At 63.6% G+C, this 21128-nt stretch carries 21 protein-coding genes; 8 read left to right on the top strand and 13 right to left on the bottom strand.

Features of this window, described 5'->3' with window-relative positions; all coding sequences use genetic code 11:
- Positions 1-18: 18 nt before the first annotated feature.
- Both BM190_RS03315 and BM190_RS03310 read right to left on the bottom strand, forming a co-directional pair.
- Positions 19-312 carry a DUF718 domain-containing protein gene (locus BM190_RS03315; RefSeq protein ID WP_092251832.1) on the bottom strand — a complete coding sequence of 98 codons (294 nt, stop codon included), beginning with the start codon at positions 310-312 and terminating at the stop codon, positions 19-21.
- A gap of 362 nt (positions 313-674) precedes the next feature.
- A complete protein-coding gene (locus BM190_RS03310; RefSeq protein WP_092252005.1) occupies positions 675-1913 on the bottom strand; it encodes an MFS transporter in 1239 nt (412 codons plus the stop codon).
- A gap of 142 nt (positions 1914-2055) precedes the next feature.
- Here BM190_RS03310 and BM190_RS03305 point away from each other — a divergent pair, with 142 nt between their 5' ends.
- Entirely contained in the window at positions 2056-2514 is a 459-nt protein-coding gene (locus BM190_RS03305) for an Rrf2 family transcriptional regulator (protein WP_018321192.1), read from the top strand.
- 26 nt (positions 2515-2540) lie between these two features.
- Positions 2541-3224 (top strand): class I SAM-dependent methyltransferase, encoded by a 684-nt coding sequence (locus tag BM190_RS03300; RefSeq protein ID WP_177236874.1) that lies wholly within the window; start codon positions 2541-2543, stop codon positions 3222-3224.
- A gap of 34 nt (positions 3225-3258) precedes the next feature.
- On the opposite strand, the gene BM190_RS03295 is transcribed toward BM190_RS03300, so the two are convergent.
- Positions 3259-3819 carry a group I truncated hemoglobin gene (locus tag BM190_RS03295; protein ID WP_092251828.1) on the bottom strand — a complete coding sequence of 187 codons (561 nt, stop codon included), beginning with the start codon at positions 3817-3819 and terminating at the stop codon, positions 3259-3261.
- A 656-nt stretch (positions 3820-4475) separates the two neighbouring features.
- Here BM190_RS03295 and BM190_RS03290 point away from each other — a divergent pair.
- Both BM190_RS03290 and BM190_RS03285 read left to right on the top strand, forming a co-directional pair.
- Positions 4476-4940: a hypothetical protein gene (locus BM190_RS03290; protein ID WP_092251826.1), complete on the top strand. Its 465-nt coding sequence runs from the start codon at positions 4476-4478 to the stop codon at positions 4938-4940.
- A 162-nt stretch (positions 4941-5102) separates the two neighbouring features.
- Entirely contained in the window at positions 5103-6125 is a 1023-nt protein-coding gene (locus BM190_RS03285) for an LLM class flavin-dependent oxidoreductase (protein ID WP_092251824.1), read from the top strand.
- 145 nt (positions 6126-6270) lie between these two features.
- Here the strand turns inward: BM190_RS03285 and BM190_RS03280 are convergent, their stop codons facing one another.
- Complete coding sequence (locus tag BM190_RS03280; RefSeq protein ID WP_092251822.1) at positions 6271-8034, bottom strand: phospholipase D-like domain-containing protein; 1764 nt, start codon at positions 8032-8034, stop codon at positions 6271-6273.
- A gap of 158 nt (positions 8035-8192) precedes the next feature.
- Between BM190_RS03280 and BM190_RS03275 the strand changes: the two genes are divergently transcribed.
- Positions 8193-8591 (top strand): VOC family protein, encoded by a 399-nt coding sequence (locus tag BM190_RS03275; RefSeq protein WP_092251820.1) that lies wholly within the window; start codon positions 8193-8195, stop codon positions 8589-8591.
- 28 nt (positions 8592-8619) lie between these two features.
- On the opposite strand, the gene BM190_RS03270 is transcribed toward BM190_RS03275, so the two are convergent.
- The 7 genes from BM190_RS03270 to BM190_RS41580 form a co-directional block, all read right to left on the bottom strand.
- Positions 8620-9939, bottom strand: a complete 1320-nt coding sequence (locus tag BM190_RS03270) for an aminotransferase class V-fold PLP-dependent enzyme (protein ID WP_092251818.1) — start codon at positions 9937-9939, stop codon at positions 8620-8622.
- Between the two features lie 244 nt (positions 9940-10183).
- Positions 10184-10642: a hypothetical protein gene (locus BM190_RS03265; protein ID WP_092251816.1), complete on the bottom strand. Its 459-nt coding sequence runs from the start codon at positions 10640-10642 to the stop codon at positions 10184-10186.
- 10 nt (positions 10643-10652) lie between these two features.
- Positions 10653-10823: a hypothetical protein gene (locus BM190_RS03260; protein ID WP_409362465.1), complete on the bottom strand. Its 171-nt coding sequence runs from the start codon at positions 10821-10823 to the stop codon at positions 10653-10655.
- Between the two features lie 146 nt (positions 10824-10969).
- Complete coding sequence (locus BM190_RS03255; RefSeq protein ID WP_244550572.1) at positions 10970-12514, bottom strand: hypothetical protein; 1545 nt, start codon at positions 12512-12514, stop codon at positions 10970-10972.
- Between the two features lie 98 nt (positions 12515-12612).
- On the bottom strand, positions 12613-13719 hold the full coding sequence (locus BM190_RS03250; protein WP_092251999.1) for a glycoside hydrolase family 5 protein: 1107 nt from the start codon (positions 13717-13719) through the stop codon (positions 12613-12615).
- Positions 13720-13757: 38 nt separating this feature from the next.
- Entirely contained in the window at positions 13758-15929 is a 2172-nt protein-coding gene (locus BM190_RS03245; RefSeq protein WP_092251814.1) for an exopolysaccharide transport family protein, read from the bottom strand.
- A gap of 127 nt (positions 15930-16056) precedes the next feature.
- Positions 16057-16713, bottom strand: coding sequence for a LysR family transcriptional regulator (locus BM190_RS41580; RefSeq protein WP_092251812.1), 657 nt, complete (start codon positions 16711-16713; stop codon positions 16057-16059).
- 142 nt (positions 16714-16855) lie between these two features.
- Between BM190_RS41580 and BM190_RS03235 the strand changes: the two genes are divergently transcribed.
- Positions 16856-18082, top strand: coding sequence for an MFS transporter (locus tag BM190_RS03235; protein WP_092251810.1), 1227 nt, complete (start codon positions 16856-16858; stop codon positions 18080-18082).
- Here BM190_RS03235 and BM190_RS03230 read toward each other — a convergent pair.
- Both BM190_RS03230 and BM190_RS03225 read right to left on the bottom strand, forming a co-directional pair.
- Positions 18079-19122, bottom strand: coding sequence for a zinc-binding dehydrogenase (locus BM190_RS03230; protein ID WP_092251808.1), 1044 nt, complete (start codon positions 19120-19122; stop codon positions 18079-18081). The two genes, BM190_RS03235 and BM190_RS03230, sit on opposite strands and share 4 nt — an antisense overlap.
- Positions 19123-19135: 13 nt before the next feature.
- Complete coding sequence (locus tag BM190_RS03225) at positions 19136-19801, bottom strand: class I SAM-dependent methyltransferase (protein ID WP_177236872.1); 666 nt, start codon at positions 19799-19801, stop codon at positions 19136-19138.
- 236 nt (positions 19802-20037) lie between these two features.
- Between BM190_RS03225 and BM190_RS03220 the strand changes: the two genes are divergently transcribed.
- The gene (locus BM190_RS03220) at positions 20038-20364 is read left to right on the top strand and encodes a hypothetical protein (RefSeq protein WP_092251804.1); all 327 of its coding nucleotides are present in this window, start codon (positions 20038-20040) and stop codon (positions 20362-20364) included.
- Positions 20365-20635: 271 nt separating this feature from the next.
- On the top strand, positions 20636-21118 hold the full coding sequence (locus BM190_RS03215; protein ID WP_092251803.1) for a GreA/GreB family elongation factor: 483 nt from the start codon (positions 20636-20638) through the stop codon (positions 21116-21118).
- Positions 21119-21128: the final 10 nt, after the last annotated feature.

The following is a 21128-nucleotide window of genomic DNA, read 5'->3' as shown; positions in this document are numbered from 1 at the left end:
GCGCGCGCCGCAGCGTTGCTAGAGATCGAGCACCACCGCCCCTGAAACGGCGTCGGTCACCCCGCGTCCATTGCCCTGGTCCTCGAGCACCGACCGGAAACTGTCGAGGGTCTTGAGCATCGCGGGTCGCGCCGCGACCATCGCGTCCTGGCTGGCCCATGTGCCGATGAGGCAAAAGGTCTGCTCGCCGGTCTTGATGATGACGCCGTGCTCCAGCCCCGGCCATTTGGCCTTGCCGTTCCGATGCGCGTCGAGGAAGGCAGCTTCCTCGCCCGACTTCACCTTGAACCTGACCACATTATAAACCTGCATGATGCGCCTCCGAAAAATGGACTGATGAAAAACGGGCGCCGCGCGAGGTGAGGACGAAAAGTCTGTCCTTACGGTCGCCCTGGCTGATTGTTGTCCCCGCGCGCGGCGGCGTCACCGTGACAAATCAGCATGGTCTATCCCGGCCTTCCTGATCGCAGGACAGAATTGTGCGAAAACAACCCCATGCACAGTAGCCGGGGACAGCAAAATCAACAGCATAGGACGCGGCAAGAGAGCATGATCCTTTCGGAATTCGCGGCGAGAATTCCTGATTTTACGAGACGATCATTGATCCGTCGGGCAAAACAGGAACAGGATGACATCATCGGCGCGCCCGGTGTTGCGTGTCGGACCTGACGGCTTCAGCGCGGCGCACGGCGCCCCGCCCAGAAAGCGTAGATCGCCAATCCCTGCACCAACGCCGTGGCGACATAGAAGCCTGGCGCGGCACCAGAGGCGGCGGCCGAAAACCATTCGCGGATCAAGCCAAAGACCGCCGGCGCGAATGAATAGGCGCCTTGCGACATCGCAACGATCAGCGCGACGACACGCGGTACGTCCTCTGGTGCAAATTCGACCTGGGCGATCAACGGCGGCAGGAACGTGCCGTTGCCGAATCCGACACCGAACAGGACGACGCCAAGAATCAACAGCGGAACGTTCGTTCCAGCCGCGGCGATGAAGATCATCGAGCCCATGATTTGAACCGTGTAGCTGGCGCAGGCAATCAGCCGCCGGTCGGTGCGCTCCGGCATGAGCCAGCCCAGCAGCGTTCGACCCATGATCGCCATAGCGCCGATCAACCCGACCACCAGTCCGGCCCATTGCGTGCCGAGCGCGGGCAGCAGCAGCGAGAACAGGTGCGCGGTCAGGCCGATCTGCGCAAACAGCCCGAGGCTCATGCCGGCCGCGAGCGTCAGGAATTTTCGGTCTCGCCAGATCAGCGATCCCGGGAGCCGCCGCGCAGCGTCCGCAGGCCCGGTCGCCGCGGCTGGCTCCGCTCCGTCCGGCAGCGATCCGATCTGCGCAGGCGTGCGTGACAGCACGGTGCTTGCGAGCATCCACACCAGGATAACCATGATCACGCCGAGGACGGCCGCTGCGATGGCGAAGCCGTACATTGCAATGGCCGCGGCCCAGAGCGGCGGAAAGATGATCCCTCCGACGTTCGCGCCGTTATACGCGACGGCGAGCGCCGCAGGGCGGTGGCGGACGAACCAGGGCGACACGATGGCGTTGACGGCGGCGACGCCCATCGTCACCCAGCCCGCGCCGCTCAGCAACGTCGCGCCGAACAGCTGCCACGGCGTTGTTGCACTCGCCCATCCCAAGATGCCGACGGCCAGCGCGAGGGCGCCGGCCTTCGTCACGGCTGCAATGCCGAAGCGCCGATAAAGCGCCGGCAGATTGGCGGTCACGGTCGATCCAATCAGGAAGTGCACGGTGACGGCCATCGAGACCAACGCCAGCGGCCAACCCCTGGCTTCACAAACCGCGTTCAGGAAGATCGGCGGACCATAGAAGCCGAAACCAAGGCCGAGAACGGCGAGACCAAAGCTCGCCGCGACGACTCGCCAACCATAAAACGTGCCGTTCTGCATCTTTGTCGACAGCCTGCGCCCCGCGGCGCGATTGTGCACAAGCCTGACGGCGGGTCCTTCGCTCGCGGTCGAATTATGGGATCGGAAAGACCTGCGTGGGGCCCGCTTGACGCCGCCGCCATCATGTAACATATAAAGTTACATGAAACGAGATTCCCGACTCTCCGGCGTTCTGCACGTGCTGTTGCACATGGCGCAGCAGCCTGGGCCGTTCACGTCCGAGACGCTGGCCAAGGCCATGGACACCAACCCGGTGGTGATCCGCCGCATCATGGCGGGCCTGCGGGAGATCGGTTACGTGCGCTCCGAGAAGGGGCACGGCGGCGGCTGGACCATCGCCTGCGACCTGTCGAAGGTGACGCTGCGCGACGTCTATGCCGCGCTCGGCAATCCCCCGCTTCTGGCCATGGGCAACCGGACCGAGGCGCCCGGCTGTCTGGTCGAGCAGGCCGTCAATGCCGCCCTCGATCAGGCCTTTGACGATGCGGAGGCGCTGCTGCTGGCGCGGCTCGGCGAGGTGACGCTGGCGATGCTGGGCGAGGACCTGCGCAAGCGGCTCGGGTCCCGAAAGATCCACGACATCAGCGCGCATCGCGCGTGAACGGCTCCATTCACGGGGACAACATCATGACCGACATGCAAGCCGCATTTTCCGATCCGCAATTCGTGGCGAGATACACCGAGGGGCCGCGGCGCTTCGTGCCGGGCTATGACGCCATGCAGTCCATGACGGCGATTCTGCTCGCCGAAAGCGTCCCAAACGATGGGCAGGTGCTCGTCCTCGGCGCGGGTGGCGGCCTGGAGCTCAAAGCGTTTGCGCAAGCGCATCCCGGCTGGCGCTTCGACGGCGTCGATCCGTCCGCGGCGATGCTGGCGCTGGCCGGGCAAACCCTGGGATCGCTCGCATCCCGTGCACGCCTTCATCAAGGCTATATCGATGATGCCCCGGAGGGACCGTTCGACGGTGCCACCTGCCTCTTGACCCTGCACTTCGTCGGCGTCGAGGAGCGGCGCCGCATCGCCTCGGAGGTCCGTCGCCGCCTCAAGCCGCGCGCGCCGTTCGTGGTCGCGCATTTGAGCGCGCCCAATGGCGAGCAGGAGCGCCCGCTGTGGCTGTCGCGGTACTCGGCGTTCCTGGCCGCCTCCGGCGTCGAGCCCGAGCAGGCGGCAGCCGCGCGGAATGCCGTCACCAACCATCTGGAGATTCTGGCGCCCGCGCAGGATGAGGTGATCTTGCGCGAGGCCGGCTTCTCCGACCCAACCCTGTTCTATACCGGCTTCGCCTTCCGCGGCTGGGTCGCCTATGCGTGAGGTCGCAATTCGTCGTTCGGCATCACGGGATGCTTCAACCGCGCTTGGCTCTCGATACGTAACCGGCGGTCACCTCATCTTTGTGGCTGGCGAACGCAGCTAGTACTTCGGTCTTCTCGCGCTTCGGGACCTTGGCGAAGTCAAGTGTCCGTCCGAGTTCAGCGGCGACCTCGTCGAATTCCGCCGGAGAGATCCGCAATGTCCGGTGCGCCTCCTCAAGGCCAAGGGGCGTCGTCCCCGGCCTGGTGGCTTTGAACTGGAACGGCCCACCCGAAACGTCACAGACCCAAAGTGTTCGCATGAACTTGAGACCAGGCAAGCGTTTCAGATTTTTGGTGTGCCATTCCCTCAACTGCGGATTTTTTGACTTCTGACCGACGACGGCGTTCTTTACGACAGCGTCGCTGAAGTGATCCACGACCGCTGCAATGGCGAAGACGCCGCCAAGTCGTTCATACAGGCTTTGATCCGGAGTGGTTTGCTGGGCCTGCGCACGCGCTTGATTGGCTCCGGCCAAAGCCACGGGGGCGGCGGTCAGCGCCAGTCCTGCGACCACACTTCGTCTGCTGATGGAAGTCGAACGAGGCCTTGCCATGGGCACCTCCTTACATCGGTTTCCTGAGGCATTGCAGCCAGCATATCCCGTGCAACGGCCGCCGTGCGCGTTGCCGTCCGGAGGCCTGTCGGTGATTGCCGCGCACCCCTTGGATGGTTCGGAACGGAAATGGTTCCTGGAAATTTTTGAGCTGGACGTCGACCCATGCCCGCCGAACTGCGAAGAAACTTGGTATGAGAAAATCTAGTCCGCCATGCCCTGAGAGCTGGCGTCGAGCCAAGCGTCGAACGCGGACGAAAAGGGCCAGGCCCGTGGGTTGGACCCTCTGCGATGAACTGGCTGACCGCCGATGCAACACGGCGGATCAAAATCTCGCCGGAGACTCTGGTAGAAGGGTTTACCAGCCAACGATCGATCTGACCTCGTGCCCTGCGGTCAACTAAGCTCCGCGACGAGAGGGACTTGGCGAGGCTTCGCTGCCGTCGAAGGGGAGCTTGTCTGCATTGGGTCAAAAGCAGCGGTCGCCCAATCGGTCAGGCGGTGCCCAGCTGTACGGTCTATTCTCAGCGGCCGCAGAAGCAGCACCGACGTTAACCCTGTCGGCAAATGATTCGCCGTAGGTCGGCAATCGCCGACAAGTTGCCTTATTGGCGCGGAGAATTTTCAGCGGCACTAACTTAGGTTAGAGGCGCTTTATGCTGAAAATGGCGTTGTTGGGCCTCCTCATCCTGTTGAGCGCAGGCGTGCTTTCGGCAATGGAGCTGAGCGCTCCACCGCGTCGCGCCGTCGCGATCGCTCAGCCGCTTGCCGAGCAGAGCGCTAGCGTCTCTGCGTCACATGACGCGTTGCCGAAGGCCGATCGCCTCGAGGTTGCCGCTGTGAGCAGCGCGATGCCGACACAGGACGCTCCGGTCGAGAACCCTGTTGCTCCGCAAGACATCCAAGTCGGTTCGACCGTACCGGAACCAATCGTCCGTCATCGGCGCGATACGAAGAAGATCGCGACCGCTGAACGTCCCAGGCCGAAACCAAAGGCAATTGTTGCCAAGCGAACTGCCAATGCTCAGCGTGCAAAGGCCGCCAGCGAGACCGAGCCCTGTCGACTCAAGGCGTTCGGCGGCCTGCTCAAGGCATTGAATTTGACCGGTTGCGAAATCTGAGGCCGCTTTCCGGGCACGACGGATCAAAGTCGAACGACCTGACGTCGTGGTGCGAACCCGGGCCTGCTTCCTCCTGGAGGCACTTACGGGCACACGCCTTGCCGCCACTTTTCCCTCGGCCAACGTCTCGCAAATTCTTCCGGTCATGCATACCTAGCCCTCATGAAAAAGATCGGCTTCCTCTCCTTCGGACACTGGACCCCCTCACCGCAATCGCAGACCCGCTCGGCGGCGGACACGCTGCTGCAATCGATCGAGCTTGCGGTCGCGGCCGAGCAGTTAGGGGCCGACGGCGCCTATTTCCGCGTGCATCATTTCGCGCGCCAGCTCGCCTCGCCGTTTCCGCTGCTCGCGGCGGTCGGCGCCAGAACCAGCACAATCGAGATCGGCACGGCCGTGATCGACATGCGCTACGAGAACCCCCTCTACATGGTGGAGGACGCCGGAAGCGCCGATCTCATCGCCGGCGGCCGGCTGCAGCTCGGCATCAGCCGCGGCTCGCCCGAGCAGGTGATCGACGGCTGGCGCTATTTTGGTTATCGCCCGGCCGAGGGCCAGAGCGATGCGGACATGGGCCGGCGCCATGCGGAGGTGTTTCTCGACCTGCTCCGGGGCGAAGGCTTTGCCGAGCCCAATCCGCAGCCGATGTTTCCCAATCCGCCGGGCCTCTTGCGCATCGAGCCGCACGCGCAAGGCCTGCGCGAGCGGATCTGGTGGGGCGCCGGCTCCAACGCCACCGCGGTGTGGGCGGCAAAGCTCGGCATGAATCTGCAGAGCTCGACGCTGAAGAACGACGAGACCGGCGAAGCCTTCCACGTGCAGCAGGCCGCGCAGATCCGCGCCTATCGCGCGGCGTGGAAAGAGGCCGGCCACGCCCGCGAGCCCCGCGTGTCCGTCAGCCGCAGCATCTTTGCGCTGATCGACGATCGCGATCGCGCCTATTTCGGCCGGGGCGGCGAAGGCGAGGACCAGATCGGCTTCATCGACCCGCAGACACGGGCGATCTTCGGCCGGAGTTATGCCGCCGAGCCCGATGCGCTGATCGAGCAGCTACGCCAGGACGAGGCGATCGCGGAGGCGGACACGCTGCTGTTGACGATCCCGAACCAGTTAGGGGTCGATTACTGCGCGCATGCGATCGAGGCGATCCTGAAGCACGTCGCACCGGCGCTGGGGTGGCGGTGAGCGAGTGGTCCACCTTGGCGCCACATTGGCCTGGATTCCGAGCGCTAAAGCGCGATGCCATCAGGATGAAGCGTCATCGCGCTTTAGGTTGCTGTTTAAGCATGATCTTTTCGGAAGGCCGCTGCGTACTTTCCCGGATCATGCTTTAGGCAAATAGCTCCCGGTCTCTCCTGCTGATCGGATCGTCCCAATCCTTCTGCCACCACGCCTTCTCTGAAGCCTTTTTGGGCGGCAACTGAAGCTCGAGCACCTTTTTGCTCTTGCCCTTTGCGTCCTCGCGGGCGGAGCGGAAACGATAGTGATCGTAGATGCGCAATGCTTCAATCATGTAGCTGGTCGCGACCGTGCGATCCTTGATCAGCAACAGGTTCTCGCCATTGTCAGTATCGGCGGACTCAGAGAAATTGTATGAGCCCAGATAAACGCGTGCATCGTCGGTATCGAAATCGAGCACGACGAATTTGTGATGCATCCGAGTACCCCGGTGCTGACCGTCGCTGCCGGCAAGTCCTGACGGTTCCGTACTGAACGGAGCCGGCACATTGCCGGTCAGCGCCGACGAACGAACGACGCGCTTCTTGTTGTCGGCCGTCAATACGGTGACGCCCAAATTCCCTTCCTTCACGCGCGCATCGGCGATGCCAAGCGCGAACACCGTCTTGCTCTTGATGGCGCGACCTAGGGCAGGACCGATCGGTCCATTTTTCATCTGACCCAGGAACGCCAAAGAAAAAAGAACACTGGATTTCGCCTTGGCTATGTCCTTGCCCACCACGGCCAGGAGCCCGTTCTCCTCGGTATGCGGCGAAAAAGCGACCTTTCCGCCGAGTCCGCTCACTCCCAGATCGCGCCAACCCGTCGCCACCTCGGAGTCGCGAAAGTCGCCGGCGGCTTCCGCCGAAAAATAGCTATCGAAAACCTTGAAGTAATCGTCGACAGCATTCTTGCTGTTGACAATAACCGCATTGTTCGACTGCACATAGAACCCGCGCCAGCTCATGTTCGTGGAGCCGTACACGACCTTATGCACTCCCTTGCCGGAAACCGCGATGGATTTATGGTGCTGCAGGTTCGCCATATGCTGGCGCTTGACGTTGTCAGCCCCGGCCGATTTGCGTAAGCGCTTCTCAGCGACGCTCTCGGGCGAATCCTTGGCTTTGTGCCCGCCGCCCTTGGCCGTCGAATCGTCGATGATGACCTTCAGCCTTTTTCCGAGCTTTTCGAGACGGGTCAGGATTTCGGGCATGTTGAAGTCATAAGCGATGACGCGAACATTGGCCTTGGCGGCGATCGCCTCATCCAGCACGTCGAGGATCGACGCACGCGCTTCGAAGCCCATCCACTTATAGGCTTCCTCGGCCTTCTTGTTCGTGGGCTTGAAGGTCAAACCATCCTTTGCATCATCTGGAATGAGGCTGCCGAGCTTGCGGTCGGGCGCGAACTTCTCAACAAAGGATTGCGAGGACACATAACCGCGCGTGAAAGCAACATTCAGCTTGCCCGGTAATGTCTCGCGCATCAGGGCGATCGAGGCTTCCTGCGGTTCGCCTCGACTGAGCGTTCCCAACTTGTCCATGAACATGGGTGTCACGCGATAGAGAAATTGTCCGTCCTTGTCGGCGTGCCAGGGGAAATGCACCCAGCGGAATTTTTGAATCGGCGCAATCGTACTCGGGAGCATCGGGTCGCTCGGCTTCTTGCGCTGACCCGGAAAGCCGATGCGGTTGGGCACCGGCCAAAACCGATCTTGCTTCGGCTCCTTGTACTCGATTGCAAAGCCGACGAAATCGCGCGGTGGCTTGCCCTGCCGCCAATTCATCGCGAGCAGCAACATCCCGTCGCCGCGATGAATCTTCAGGGTGAATGGCGCGTTCGCATTGGTGCCCGTGACCTGATAGGAATTCTTCATTCTGCCCCCCGCCCTGAAGTTTGGCGCAAATCCTATCAACACAATTTTTGATTGCAAGTGCGTGATGCTTGGCGCATGAGGGCTACACCGGCCGGGCCAATGCGATGCTACCCTTGTCTTCCTGACAGCGAGCTTCCCGCCATCCACCAGGTTGCGTGATGAATCAGCATCTGTCCCTCGTCACTCTCGTGGTCGCTGACTATGATGAAGCGATTGCCTTCTTCACGCGCGCGCTGAATTACGAGCTTTGCGAGGACACGCCGCTCGGTGGCGGCAAGCGCTGGGTGGTGGTGCGGCCGCGGGGCAATTTTGGCTCCAGCTTGCTCCTGGCGCGGGCGGACGGTCCGGCGCAGATGGCACGCATCGGCGACCAGACCGGCGGACGCGTCTTCCTGTTCCTGGAGACGGATGATTTCGAGCGCGATCATGCGCGCATGATCGCCGCCGGCGTGCGCTTCGTCGAGGCGCCACGGCATGAGGCCCATGGCGTGGTGGCGGTTTTCGAGGATCTCTATGGCAACCGCTGGGACCTGATCCAATCAGCCAAGCGCAGCTGACACACGAGCGACCGCGCCCCGCCCGGCCTTACCCCGTCTTCGTCCCCGTGATCACCGCCAGTGCCTCGACGAGGCGATCGAGATCGGCCTCATCGGTAAAGAGCGACGGCGTCACGCGGATGCATTGGCCCCTGGCGACGCCGGCCCGGCGCACCGTCATGACCTTGTGGCTGTCCCGCAGCTTCACCACGATGGCCTCGTTGTCGGCCTTGCTGGTCTTGCCGGTGAGACGGAACGACGTGATCGCGCCGTATGAGCCGACTTCGTCCGGCGTCAGGATCTCGATGTCCTTGAATCCGCGGGCGCGGCTCACCCAATAGTCGCGCAAATGGCGCAAGCGGGCCTGCTTTGCCGCGGCGCCGATCTGCTGATGCAACGCCACGGCCGTCGGCACCGTCAGCACCGTGGCGAAATTGACTGTGCCGGTGTGAACCCGCGAGCGGATATCGGCCTCCGCAAAATCCTCGTCACCCATGTCGCGGTCGATGGCGGCGAGGCGGTCCTTCCTGATGTAGAGGAAGCCCACGCCGAGCGGCGCGCCGATCCATTTGTGCAGATTGAAGCCGACGAAATCGGCCTCGAGTTCACCGACCCGGAAGTCGATCTGCCCCCAGGAATGCGCGGCGTCGACGATGGTGTCGATGCCCTTGGCCTTCGCCATGCGGGCGATCTCGGCGATCGGCATGACGAAGCCGGTGCGGTGGCTGACATGGGTCAGGAGCAGAAGTCGCGTCTTCGGGTTCGCCTCGATGGCGCGGGCATAGGCGTCGAGCACCGCCTGGCGGGTGGCGGGCTCCGGCACGTCGAACTTGACCACGTCGACGCCGCGGCGCCCCTTCAGCGCGTTCATCGCATACTGCATCGAATCATAGTCGAGATCGGCATAGAGCACGGCATCACCTGGCTTCAGCCTGTTGTAGCCGCCGATCAGGAGCTGCAGCGCTTCGGTCGCACCGCGGGTGAGTGCGATCTCCTCGGTCGCCGCGCCGACCGCCTCCGCCACCTTGGCGCGCACCGCCTCGAAATCCGCACCCGCGCGCTGCCGCGCGTAATAGGTGTTCTGAAAGTTGATCATGTCGGACTGGCGGATGAACTCGCGCCGCACCGGCTCGGCCATGATGCCCCAATAGCCGTTCTCGAAATTGACGACATCGGGCGTCACGGCGTAGAGCCCCTTCACTGCCGCCCAATAGGCCTTGTCGGCGGCGATCGCGGCGGCCGAACCAGCCGGCTGCGCCGGAAGGCCCTCGGCCGCCATCGCCGGCGCAGCAATCGGCGCCATGGCTGCGGCCGCGAGGCCCTTGAGGATCGACCGGCGGTCGGACGAAATGGATTTGGTCAGATGCATGTCAGTCTCCACGATGCGCGGCGAAAGGAGCAGCGATCAGTAGAGCGCGAATGACAAGGCGATGACAGTTCGATGATGCCGGGCGAGGCAATCGTGCTCCTGGCGTGACCGATTCACCTGCACGTTCGGCACAGCCCATGGCGCGAAGCCCGGCCATGGTCGCCTGCACAAACGTCAATCACCTAGCGCCAGGCTCGCAATCTGGTGCCTGAGTGAGTTCGGGCAGGTTTTTATGGCGCCCCGTCTAGTCGGCGCTCAGGCTGTGGCTGATCCGTGTGACGACGCGGTCCCATTGCCGTTTTTCGGCCGCGGGATAATTGATAAGCACGCAGTGCACATAGCCGCGCGCAAAGTTGCAGCGGTCGTACCAAATCTTGTCGCGCTTGATGCTGGAGACCACGAAGAACTTCGCGGCAACACGCTTGTAGATGATGCCGGACGGCGGACTCTTCCTGGCCAGGAATGCAGCCGGCGAAAGACCTTGGCCGTTGGAAACGGCCTGTACGGTGAGATCGGCCCTGCCGTCGGAGGTGCGAAATTGCTGGCCGTAGCCATCGGGCTTGCCGGCCATCTCCTTGAAGAGCGAAGCGGGAATGTCCACCGAGGTCCCGGTCTCGGCGATGCGGTAAGTCGTCCAGCTGTCTGCTTGGGCGGCAGACAGAGTGGCAAGCATCGCGACAATCGCAACAGAGGTCGTCCTCATGTCCGCCTCATCACTCGCGCGGCATCAGTTGCAGCTCCATCAAGGCGATCCTTTGCAGGTCGGCGACGTTGCGCTCGCCCGCGCCGGCCGTGCGCAGGATGGATTCGGCGAGCATGTTGACGTGCGACGCTTGCACCGGCTCCGGCAGGCTCGCAACCGCGGCTTCCAGGGCGCTCGTCATGATCGCGATCACCCCGGGTGAAAATTCAGCGTTGGAGAAATTCTTCATCGTGCGGACCGGCCGCTCATGCGACACACGGGACCAACGCCGGGAAAAATCGGAAGTTCCTGCGTCAGAGCGTTCAGGTGTGGGCGCCTGGCGCTGAGCTACGCCACGGGCTGGTAGCGCGTGAGGTGCCTCAACTCCGCCTGCTCGCTGGCGGCACTCTGCATTCTCACATGACTGCCGATGACGAGGCCCGTGAGCGAGAGCATGAGCCCGAGCGCGAGTGGCGCGAACAAGGCCTCTTCCTGGAACAATCCGTTGAGCAGCACGACCATGACGCCGAAGCCGGCGAGACCCTGCGTCAGATAGCCCGATGAGGCGTAGAGGCGCCATGCCCTAAGCGCCATCGCGAAATAGAAGGCCAGCAGCACGAAGGCGCCAACGCCCATCTGGTACAAGAGCACGCCGATCGCGCTCTCGACGGCGCCGTCGATCGTCCCGGCCGCCTGTGCGGCACTCCAGTCGATGGAGAAATAGCTCTCCGACAAATTGCCACCAATGCCGAGGCCCCGGCCGAAAGGTCTCTGCACGAAGCCGTCCAAACCACCCATCAGTCCAATGACGTGATAGTCGCCGATCTGCAGCCCGAGGCGGATCGCCAGAACCGCGAAGGCGGCCATGCCGAGGAAGCCGAGCAACAACGTCACCACGGCGCCGATCAGACGGGTCGCGATCCAGGCCGCGACCACGAAGATCACCACGATGAGCGCGCCCTTCACGCTACAAAAGATCAGCAGCGGCAATGCTGCGAGGGCCAGCAGCGGTCGTCCCACCGAGAACAGGAACAGGGCGAGAAAGCCGACGCCGTAAGCGAAGCTGATCGGATGCATGTTCGGACCATTGATGCGCAGCATCTTCGACAGGCCGAACCCTTCGAGCAAGGGCGTGTTCAGAAAATCGAAGCTGAAGCGGTCCTTGAGGTCGACGGGCACGTTACCGGTGGCCCGCATCTGGGCTTCCCAGACACCCGAATGGGTCGCCTTGAGCTCGTCGAAACCCCAGAACGTATAGCTGTTGGTGATGGCCAGCCAGAGATCGCGGAAGACGAGCTCGACATAGCCACACAGCAGAAGGATGACCGCGAGCATCACCAGGAACGGCGTGATGCGCACCTCATAGGTCGCGGCCGTCAGAAGCGAGAGCTGGAACAGGAACAGCGGCAGCACGATATTGCGCAGATAGACCGCCGCCGGCTGTCCGTCCTGGATGAAGCCGATCGCGAAATACAGCGACACCACGGCGAGGGTGACGACACCCCAGCGCATGATCTGGTTCACCTCGGCCGATTGTTTCCTCTGGCCCAGCGCGTAAAGGCCGAACGTCGCCAGCCACATCACTGAGCAGACGAGGAAATTGTAGCCCTTGATGAAATCGAGATCGGACGGCAGCGGGACCAGCGGCGACAGGATCGAGACGAACAGGTTCTGGAAGAACAGGACGAAGATCGCGATGGCCGGCGCATAGGTCGGGACCGCCAGCACGATAGCGATGCCGATGAGGACCTCGACCACGATGGCCAGGGCCGGATAGGCCAAATGCAGGACCGGAGCAAAGCCGATCGCTGCCACGGCGATGCAGAGGGTCGGAACCAGCTCGCGCCAGGCCGGCGGCGATGGCTCGGCCGGCACGGTCTGAACCTGGGTCAAGTCCCCGGCACCCATCAATCGTCCTTTGGCAGCGCGCGTCGAGCACGATAGCGGGGCGATGTGTAAGGATTCGTTAACGATAGCGAACCCGTGCGATGTCAGCGCCGGGCGCGCCGGGGCGCGCCGCCAAGCAGCGCCCGCATCACGTCGGGATCGGGCTTGCCCGTGCTGCGATCGACGAGGCCAAAGCCTTGCGCCAGCTCCCAATGCGTCCAGCCCCAGCAATGCTCCCTGGCATAAGCGGTGACGTCCGCCAGCCAGCGCAACCGGCTTTGTCTGGGCGCACCGGCTTTCAGCACGCCGAACTCGTTGACGATGATCGGCCGCTTGAACTGCTGCTGCCATGCGAGCGCGGGCGCGAGCCAGCGATCGGCGCCTGGCTTGTCCTTGGCGGCGGCAATTGCAGTGTCGAGCATGCCGAGCGCCTTGGTCGCGCCCCTCGCCTGCAGATCCTGGCGCAGCGCCTGCACTTTGGGATCGCCGGCGTTGATCGGATAAGGCAGATCCATGATGTCGTGCAGCGGATCCTGCGCATCCCAGTGACCCTGATGGGTGAACACCATGGGATCATAGAAGTGGATGGCATAGACGATGTCGGGATCGTCCAGCGGACGAAACCGCGGCAGCGAGTCCGCGCGCTGCCAGTTGACGGGGCCGACAATGAGAGTGGTGGCGGGAAGCAATTTGCGGACGAAGCCGGCGAGCGTATCGACCTGCCTTTGCCATGTGTCAGCGTCGATATCGGGCTCGTTGAGCAGCTCGGCGAAGACGCGATCGGCCGGATAGGAGCGAATGACTCCCGCGAGGCTGCCCCAGGCGTCCTGCATCTCACGCAGCGCCGCGTCCTGATCTTCCTTGTGCAGGCGATTGAAGCGCTCGCCGGGATGAAGATCGACGGACGTGGCATAGCCGAGCGCGGTGAGCTGCTTCAGCGCCTTCTCGAGCGCGCGCAGCGTCTCGTCGCGTTCGGCCTTCTCAGCGAACCGGGGCATCACGCGCTCGGCCGGCACCGGCAGCCGGACGTGAGTCATTCCAGCGCTGCGCAGTTGCTGCAGCAACTCGCGGCTTGGCACCTCGCCGTTGATCCAGCCGTCGGCATTGAAGCCGCGCGACAGTGCGGCGAGCCTCGCCGGCGCCACCGTCTGCGGCACGGGCACGCAAGTGTCGGCGAAGGCCGGCGCTCCGAACGAGATCGACAGCAGCATCGCAGCAGTCAGCAGACGACGGCGCGCCGCTTTCACCGTCAAACCGCAAGGCCCAATGCGCCGCCCTCGGGGTGCGGCGCCGTCGAGCCCGCAGGCGCGTGATTGACGACCAAACCCGTCGGCACGGTCTCATACCTCGACAGCGCGGCGGTCACCCGGCGCATCGCCGCCGAACCGAGCTCGCCGGCGCGCGTCACCAGGACGATCAGGTCCGCATGCGCCGCCAGCGCGATGGCGTCGGGCTGCAAGGCGAGATTGCCGGCATGGACGATGATCAGATCGAACTCCGAACGAATATCGTCCTCGGGCCTCGCATCGGCCTTTCGGCCGGCACTGAGGAGCTCGTCGATCGACTGGAGTCCTGCCGTGGTCGAGCCGTCGTTCCATTCGGTCACCGGCGGCTGGTGACCTGCGAATTCGCCCTGCAGCCGGATCAATACGCTCATCATGCCGCTGTTCACGGCGGCGCGATTGAGCGAACGCGCAACGGTGTTGCCGCCGGCGCTCTTGCCGACCGACAGCACGAGGGCGACCTTGCAACCGCGCACCGGCACGCGATCGATCCGCTCGAGCAGAGGCCGCAGATAGGCGCCGAGATCGAGCTCCACTGAGGCAGCGATCGGTCTTTGCCAGACGGTGTTGGTGTTGGTCCCGGCTCCGGACGAAAGATCGGGGATGCGGGCCCAGACAGGAAGGCGCGGCACCGCCTCGGGCCGGGGCGCGGCAGCGGCGGGCTGCTGGACTTGCGGCTGGAGCTGCTGCTGGACTTGCCCGTCTTGCGTATCCTGCGCCGCTGCGTGCACGGCAGCCTCGGCCGGCGCAGGCCCGCCGGACATGCTCGTCATCGCCGCAGTGGCGGCGGTCGATGTCAGCAGCGATCCGATCGCCAGCGCCGCCAGCAGCAGAGCGAGCGGCGGACGGGTCGAGCGCAGCGGCGGAATGGCGGGCGAAGCGATCTTGGTCTGGGAGTTCTGCAGCTGACGCTGCTCATTGGTCGTCTTGAACCGCGACAGGAACTGCTCGTAAATGTTCCTGTTGGCATCGGCGTCCCGTTGCAGCTCCTGCAGCTTCACCAGCGCCTGGCCGTCGACCAGCATCTGCGTCTCGACCGCCTTGAGCTGCTTCTCCAGCGCGTTCTGCTGCTCCAGCTGGGCCTCATATTCGGACTTCGCCGTGTCGATGTTCTTTTTCCGCTCGACCTCGATCTGCCGGTTGATATCGGCCAGCTGGCTGTAGGAGATCGCGAGGTCGGGATGGCGGTCGCCGTACACCGCCTTCTTTTGCGCAATCTGGTCGTTCAGGGTCGAGCGCTGCGCACGCAGCATGCTCAACAGGTCCTGCTTCACGGGACCTTCGACATTGGCCTTGAGATCGCGCTGCACCTGCTCGTAGCGCGCCTTGGCTTCCTCGGTGCGAAGACGAGCGGCGGAGACCTGCTGATTGAGATCGGTCACCCGCAATTGCTGCGTGGTCGAATCCTTGCCGGCATTGAGGATCTTGTGCTCGAGCCTGAAGGCGGCGACGGCGTCTTCCGATGCGCGCAGCCGCTCGTTCAACGTGTTCAGCCGGTTCTTGAGCCAGTCGGCCGCCTCGTCCGTGGCCTCGGTGCGGACGCGGCCCTGGCTGGCAACGAACGCCTCGGCGATGGCGTTGGCGTAGTAAGCGGCCCGCTCGGGGCGGTTCGAAGTGAAGGAAATCGCAATGACGTAGGTGAGCCCGCGGCGTGTGATCTCGAGGCGGTTGCGGAATTTTTCGAGCAGGCGCGTCATGTCGGTATGACCGCCCGCGATATCATCGTCATCGGCGATCTTGAGCTGCTCGATCAAGGGGCGGAGAAAGCCGTCCGATTTGGCGATCTCGATCTGGCTCTGAAGCGCCGCGGCGTCCTGGCCGATGCCCGGCAGCACCTCCTGATCCGAGGTCACGCGCAGCTCCCGGGGATCGAGCACGACCAGGGCCGTCGCGGCGTACCGGACCGGCAGAATCATCAGAACGACGACGCCGAGAGCGAACAACGCCAGCGCCAGCGTCAGAATGCGCCGGCCGTTCTCGCGCAGGAAAGACAGCACTCCGGTGACGGTCAGCGATCCCTTGATCAGCGCCGGCGCGGCGCCGTCAGGTTTGGTCCGCGCAGCCCGCGGCGCTTCCCACGAAGCCGCAGGCTCCGTCGGGGCGATACTTCGCGGAGTTGCGCGGCTACCGAACGCCATGGGCTCGACTCGAAATCAACTGACAGTCACAGTTCAGAGGCTTTCGACACCGTAAATATCCATGGTTAACCGCCGGTTACGGCCGGCGCGCGAAGCCGGTCATGGCAAAACCTGAGAACAGGCCCGTTCAGGCGGAAAAGAACGGCTTGGATGGTCTGCGTGCCGGCCCTGCCGGACTGGCAGCCAGCGGCGCCCTCGGCGTGGCCGGCCGCGCGCGCTCGACATCGCCAAGCAGGCAGGACCGCACGGTTTCGATCTCCGGACAATCGGCAGTGCCCAGCGGCCCGATCAGGAAGCCGCTCTCCAGGGGCTCGCATTTGTAGCCGGGACAGCGTTGCACCCTGTCCGCGATCACGACGTCGACCTTGCCTTCGAGCAGCTCGTGCAGCCCTGCCGGCTGACTGATGCGAATGGCGAGCTGGGGCTGGGCCCGGCGGAACTGCGCCAGGCGCGCCCGCAACGCATCGACGGCAAAACTGGCGTGGAGCCCGATATGCAGCAGGCTCGTGACGCCCTCGGGCTTGAGCTCGGCGGTGGCCTCGGCAAGGCAACGAAAGGCGTCACGGACCCGCGCCAGATAGGTTTCGCCGGCGGAGGTCAGAATGATCTGCCGTGTCCGTCGCTCGAACAGCTGCACCCCCAGCCGTTCCTCCAGCAGGCGGACTTGCTGGCTGACCGCACCGGCCGTGACGTGCAGCTCGTGAGCGGCCTGCTTGAAGCTGAGATGGCGGGCGGCGGCCTCGAAGGCGCGCAGGGCATTGAGTGGCGGCAGCAGATACGTCATGGCCGGCTCCGGGCGATGCGGGAAGGCCGGGAGGATGCATGAGTTTCGCTCGCTCGACAAAAGAGAAATCCTGCTTTGTCGCCGCTGACGGCGAGCGATACCCCAGGGCCGATCTCCATGCAGCCCCAGGAAACCCGCCGCAGTGCCTGACATGCCGTCGATCGAAAAATCGTATTCCTGGATTCGCCTCACCGCCTCCATCGCCCTCAGCGCATTGGGCTGCGTTGGCATGTGGTCGCTGATCGTGGCATTGCCGGCGTTGCAGGCCGATTTCAATGCGCCTCGCGCGGAGGCGACCCTGCCCTACACGCTCGCCATCATCGGCTTCATGATCGGTGGCATCATCGTCGGCCGCTTGGCGGATCGCTTCGGCATCCTGCCGCCACTGACCGGCGGCACGATCCTGATGAGCCTCGGCTATGTCCTGACCGCCTTTGCCCCTAACCTGTCCGTGTTCGCGACGATCTCAGGCGTCACGATCGGGCTCGGCGGCGCGGCGAGCTTCGCGCCCCTGGTGGCCGACGCATCGCTGTGGTTCGACAGGCACCGGGGCCTTGCGATTTCCCTGGCCACGGCCGGCGGCTCTCTTGCCGGCATGATCTGGCCACCCATCGTCCAGCATGCCATCGCCGCGCACGGTTGGCGGCAGACCCATATCGGCATCGGCCTGTTCTGCCTCGCAACGATGCTGCCGCTCTGTCTGGTTCTGCGGCGGCGACCGGTATTCCACAAGGTTGCGCACCAAGCGGCGAGCTGCGGCAACACAATGCAGGCCATCGGCCTGTCTCCGGGCGTCACCCAGGGCCTGCTGGCCCTGGCCGGCATGTGCTGCTGCGTCGCCATGTCGATGCCGCAGGTCCATTTGGTCGCCTATTGCGGCGACCTCGGCTACGGCTCCGCGCGCGGCGCCGAAATGCTGGCGGTGATGCTCGGCTTTGGTGTGGCGAGCCGTCTGATCTTCGGCTGGGTGTTGAACCTCATCGGCGGCCTGCCGACCTTGCTGCTGGGCTCGGCGATGCAGGCCATGGCACTCGCGCTCTATCTGCCGTTCAACGGGCTGGTCTCGCTCTACGTCGTGTCCGCCATTTTCGGCCTGGCGCAGGGCGGCATCGTGCCGAGTTATGCGGTGATCATCCGTGAGCTGTTCCCGGCAAGGGAGGCCGGCTTTCGCGTCAGCCTCGCCATCTCGGTCACGCTCGCCGGCATGGCGCTGGGGGCCTGGATGGCCGGCGCGATCTACGACTGGACCGGCTCCTACGCTTCGGCGCTGGTCAATGGCATCGCCTGGAATATCGTGAACATGGCGATCACAGCCTGGCTGCTGCAGCGCCAGCGTCGATGTGCCGTCGGCGCCTTCGCCGCGGCCTAGCTGATGTTCAGCAGGATCCGCCCCGATGTGCCGCTGCGCATCAAATCCAGTGCGTCGTTGACGTCGTCGAGCGCGAACTCGTGGGTCACGATCCCGCGGTAGCTCACCTTGCCGGCGTCGCTCAGGCGAACGAGACGTGGGATATCGCGCGCCGGCTGGCATTGCCCGCCTTCCGAGCCCTTCAGCACTTTCTCGAAGTGCAGCGGCAGCGTGTAGATCTCGGCCTTCTCGCGGGGAACGCCGACGAGGATGCAACGGCCTTTCTTCGCCGTGATCTCGTAGGCGAGCTCGATCAGATTCTTGACGCCGGTGGTCTCGACGACCTTGTCGGGTCCCTCAGTGCCGGTGATGGAGCGAACCTCGGCAGCGACATCCTTGACCGCTTCGGAATTGATAATGTGGGTGGCGCCGAAATCCTTCGCCATCGCCAGCTTGTTGTCGAGGCGGTCGATCGCAATGACAGGATAGGCGCCGACCATCGCGGCGAATTGCACGATGTTCAACCCGACGCCGCCGACGCCGAACACGACGACCGCCTCGCCGATGGCGATTTGCGCGTCGTTGTTGACGACGCCGAGCGCGGTCGTCACCGCGCAGCCGAGCAGCGGCGCGCTTGTACGATCGATCGAAGCGGGAACGGGCGTGACGCGGTTCTCCGAGACCACGGCATATTCATTGAAGGTGGTGACCCAGCCGGCATTGAGGCGCTTGCCGCGCCAGGAATAGGCCGGCGTATTGGCCTGAATGCCCTTGCCGGGCCGCCAATGCATGACGACGGTGTCGCCCTGCTTGCAGGAGACGACGCCGGGTCCGGTTTCGATGATCGTTGCCAGCGCTTCGTGCCCCAGAAGATGCGGCAGGAACTTGTCGACGCCCTTGACGGCGTCGATCTCGTTGATCTGCGCACCACAGATGCTCGACGTGTGCACATGCGCGAGCACCTGGCCGTGTTCGAGCCTATCGGGCAAGGTGAACTCGTCGACGATCAGCGGCTTGCCGGATTCGACGAGAATGGCCGCCTTGGCGGTCTTGATATCCATGAGGCGCGCCCGATCACTCGAAATAGATGAATTCGTAATCGCCGGTGTAACCGAGCTTGCCGTAGAGCCAGATCCATTCTGACGTGTGCAGGATGGACTCCGCCGTCAGCGCCCAGCATTCGAGGTTGTGCAACTCGGCGACGTTCCGGTAGCCCTCGACCATGACGTATTTGTTCTTGCCGACCCGCTCGACCTCCTTGAGCGCCGCTTCGAGCTCATAGAGCCGGAGATTGTGCAGCGTGCCGAGCGAGATGACGAGATCGAAACTGTCGTCGCCATAGGGATAGATGTCCTGGGCACGGTAATTGAAGAGGTACGGCTTCACCTGCTCGTGCGCATTTTCGAGGCCGTGCTTGGAAATATCGAAGCCGACGACCTTCAAGCCCGGCAGGATCTTCTGCATCTCGTACAGCAGGAAGCCCTTGCCGCAGCCGACGTCGAGCACGCTCGAGCCATCCTTCAGGCCATAGGTCTCGATCAGCGCCTTGGCGACCGGCGCCCAGCGCCCCTCGATGAAGCGATAGCCGCCATAGCCGAAGCGGCGGTCGCCATCCCAATAGTCGGCCTCGTATTCCCGCGCTTTCAGCGAGCAGCCGATCTTGTCGTCGTTCATGCGGCCCATGTAGTCGCGCTTGGTCGCCGTATGCAGCGGCGTCACGATATTCAGTAGTCGTCCCATTGAGCCCTCAGATTCCAGCACGCGCTGCGATTGTCGCGACCGGCTGGGAAGCCCTGAGTCGCAACTTGCGAGTCGTTCTAGCATTGGTGGTCGGGATCATCATTGCTTCAGATCAATGATGGGGAATTCCGAGACGGGACCGTCAGCAGCCGGCACAGGTTCCGCTGCCGGCAGCGACAGGGAGGCGCATGGAACGGGACTGCGAAGCACGGCGTTTCGCCCGGAAGGAGTCCACCATGCCGACCAAGCCGACCATAGCTCGCATCTGGCGCGGTCGCACCCGCCGCGATCTTGCCGATGCCTACCAAGCCTATCTGCAGTCCGAGGGCATTCCGCCGCTGCTCAAGACCGCGCTCGGTGTGCAGCAATTGCGCGAAGACCGCGATGAGGAGACGTGGTTCACGACCATTTCCTATTGGGCGGACATCAAGGACATGACGGCCTTCACCAAGGGCGAGCCGACCAAGGTCCATCATCTCGCGCGCGACGCGGAATTCCTGATCGAGCTGCCGGAGCGCATCGAGATCCACCGCATCCTGATCGACGAGCAGGGGCTGCGGTGAAAGGCCAGTGCCAAAACTGAAGCTCATATCACCGTCGAATTATGGCCGTTGCAGCGATTCGATCGCTCGCGACTGTGCGGTTTAGCCGCAATGTTGCTGGCGAAATGAATCACTATAGTCAGAATGTCATGGCATATGTCGTCGACATAGATGCGCGCACCGCGCGCTTCGGTCTTCACGCCGGCCGCCTCCAAGCAGGCGGTTAGCCGGACGGTGCTTGCACCGTCCGGGCTCTTTTCCAGCTTTCGTGACCTCGCCCTGAGAGGTCGTCTTGAAGCAGAAGGAGTGTGCCGTGCTGCCTCTTCCAAAAATCGCGCTCACCGCATCGGACTATCCGCGACTCGAACAGCTTGCCCGCCTTGCCGCCCAAAAAGGCGATTTGGACGGGATATTTCTCATCAGTGAGATCAACCGCGCTGACATCGTACCGAACGATTGGGACGATCTCCGTTCGCGGGTGACCGTTGGATCATGGGTCACCTATTGCACGAATTGGGGCGTTCCGCGTCGCGTCGTGCAATTGGTCTGGCCCGAGGAGTGTGGGTCGGATCCCGCCCGCATTTCGGTTCTGACACCTTTGGGGGCAGCCTTGATCGGCCTGCAGGTCGGCGACCAAATGCCATACATCCTCGCCGGCTGCCTGAACGTCGTCAGGGTTCAGAACGTGACCCAATCAAGCCCCAACGTCGTCCCGCTCTTCCGGGCTCATCGGCGCAAGCCGCTCGATGACGATCCCGGACCAACCGCAGCATAGGAGACATCAA

The sequence above is a fragment of the Bradyrhizobium sp. Rc3b genome (assembly GCF_900114915.1).
Lineage (GTDB): Bacteria > Pseudomonadota > Alphaproteobacteria > Rhizobiales > Xanthobacteraceae > Bradyrhizobium.
Note: the sequence above shows the minus strand (reverse complement) of the source record. Positions and strands in the feature narration are given on the sequence as shown.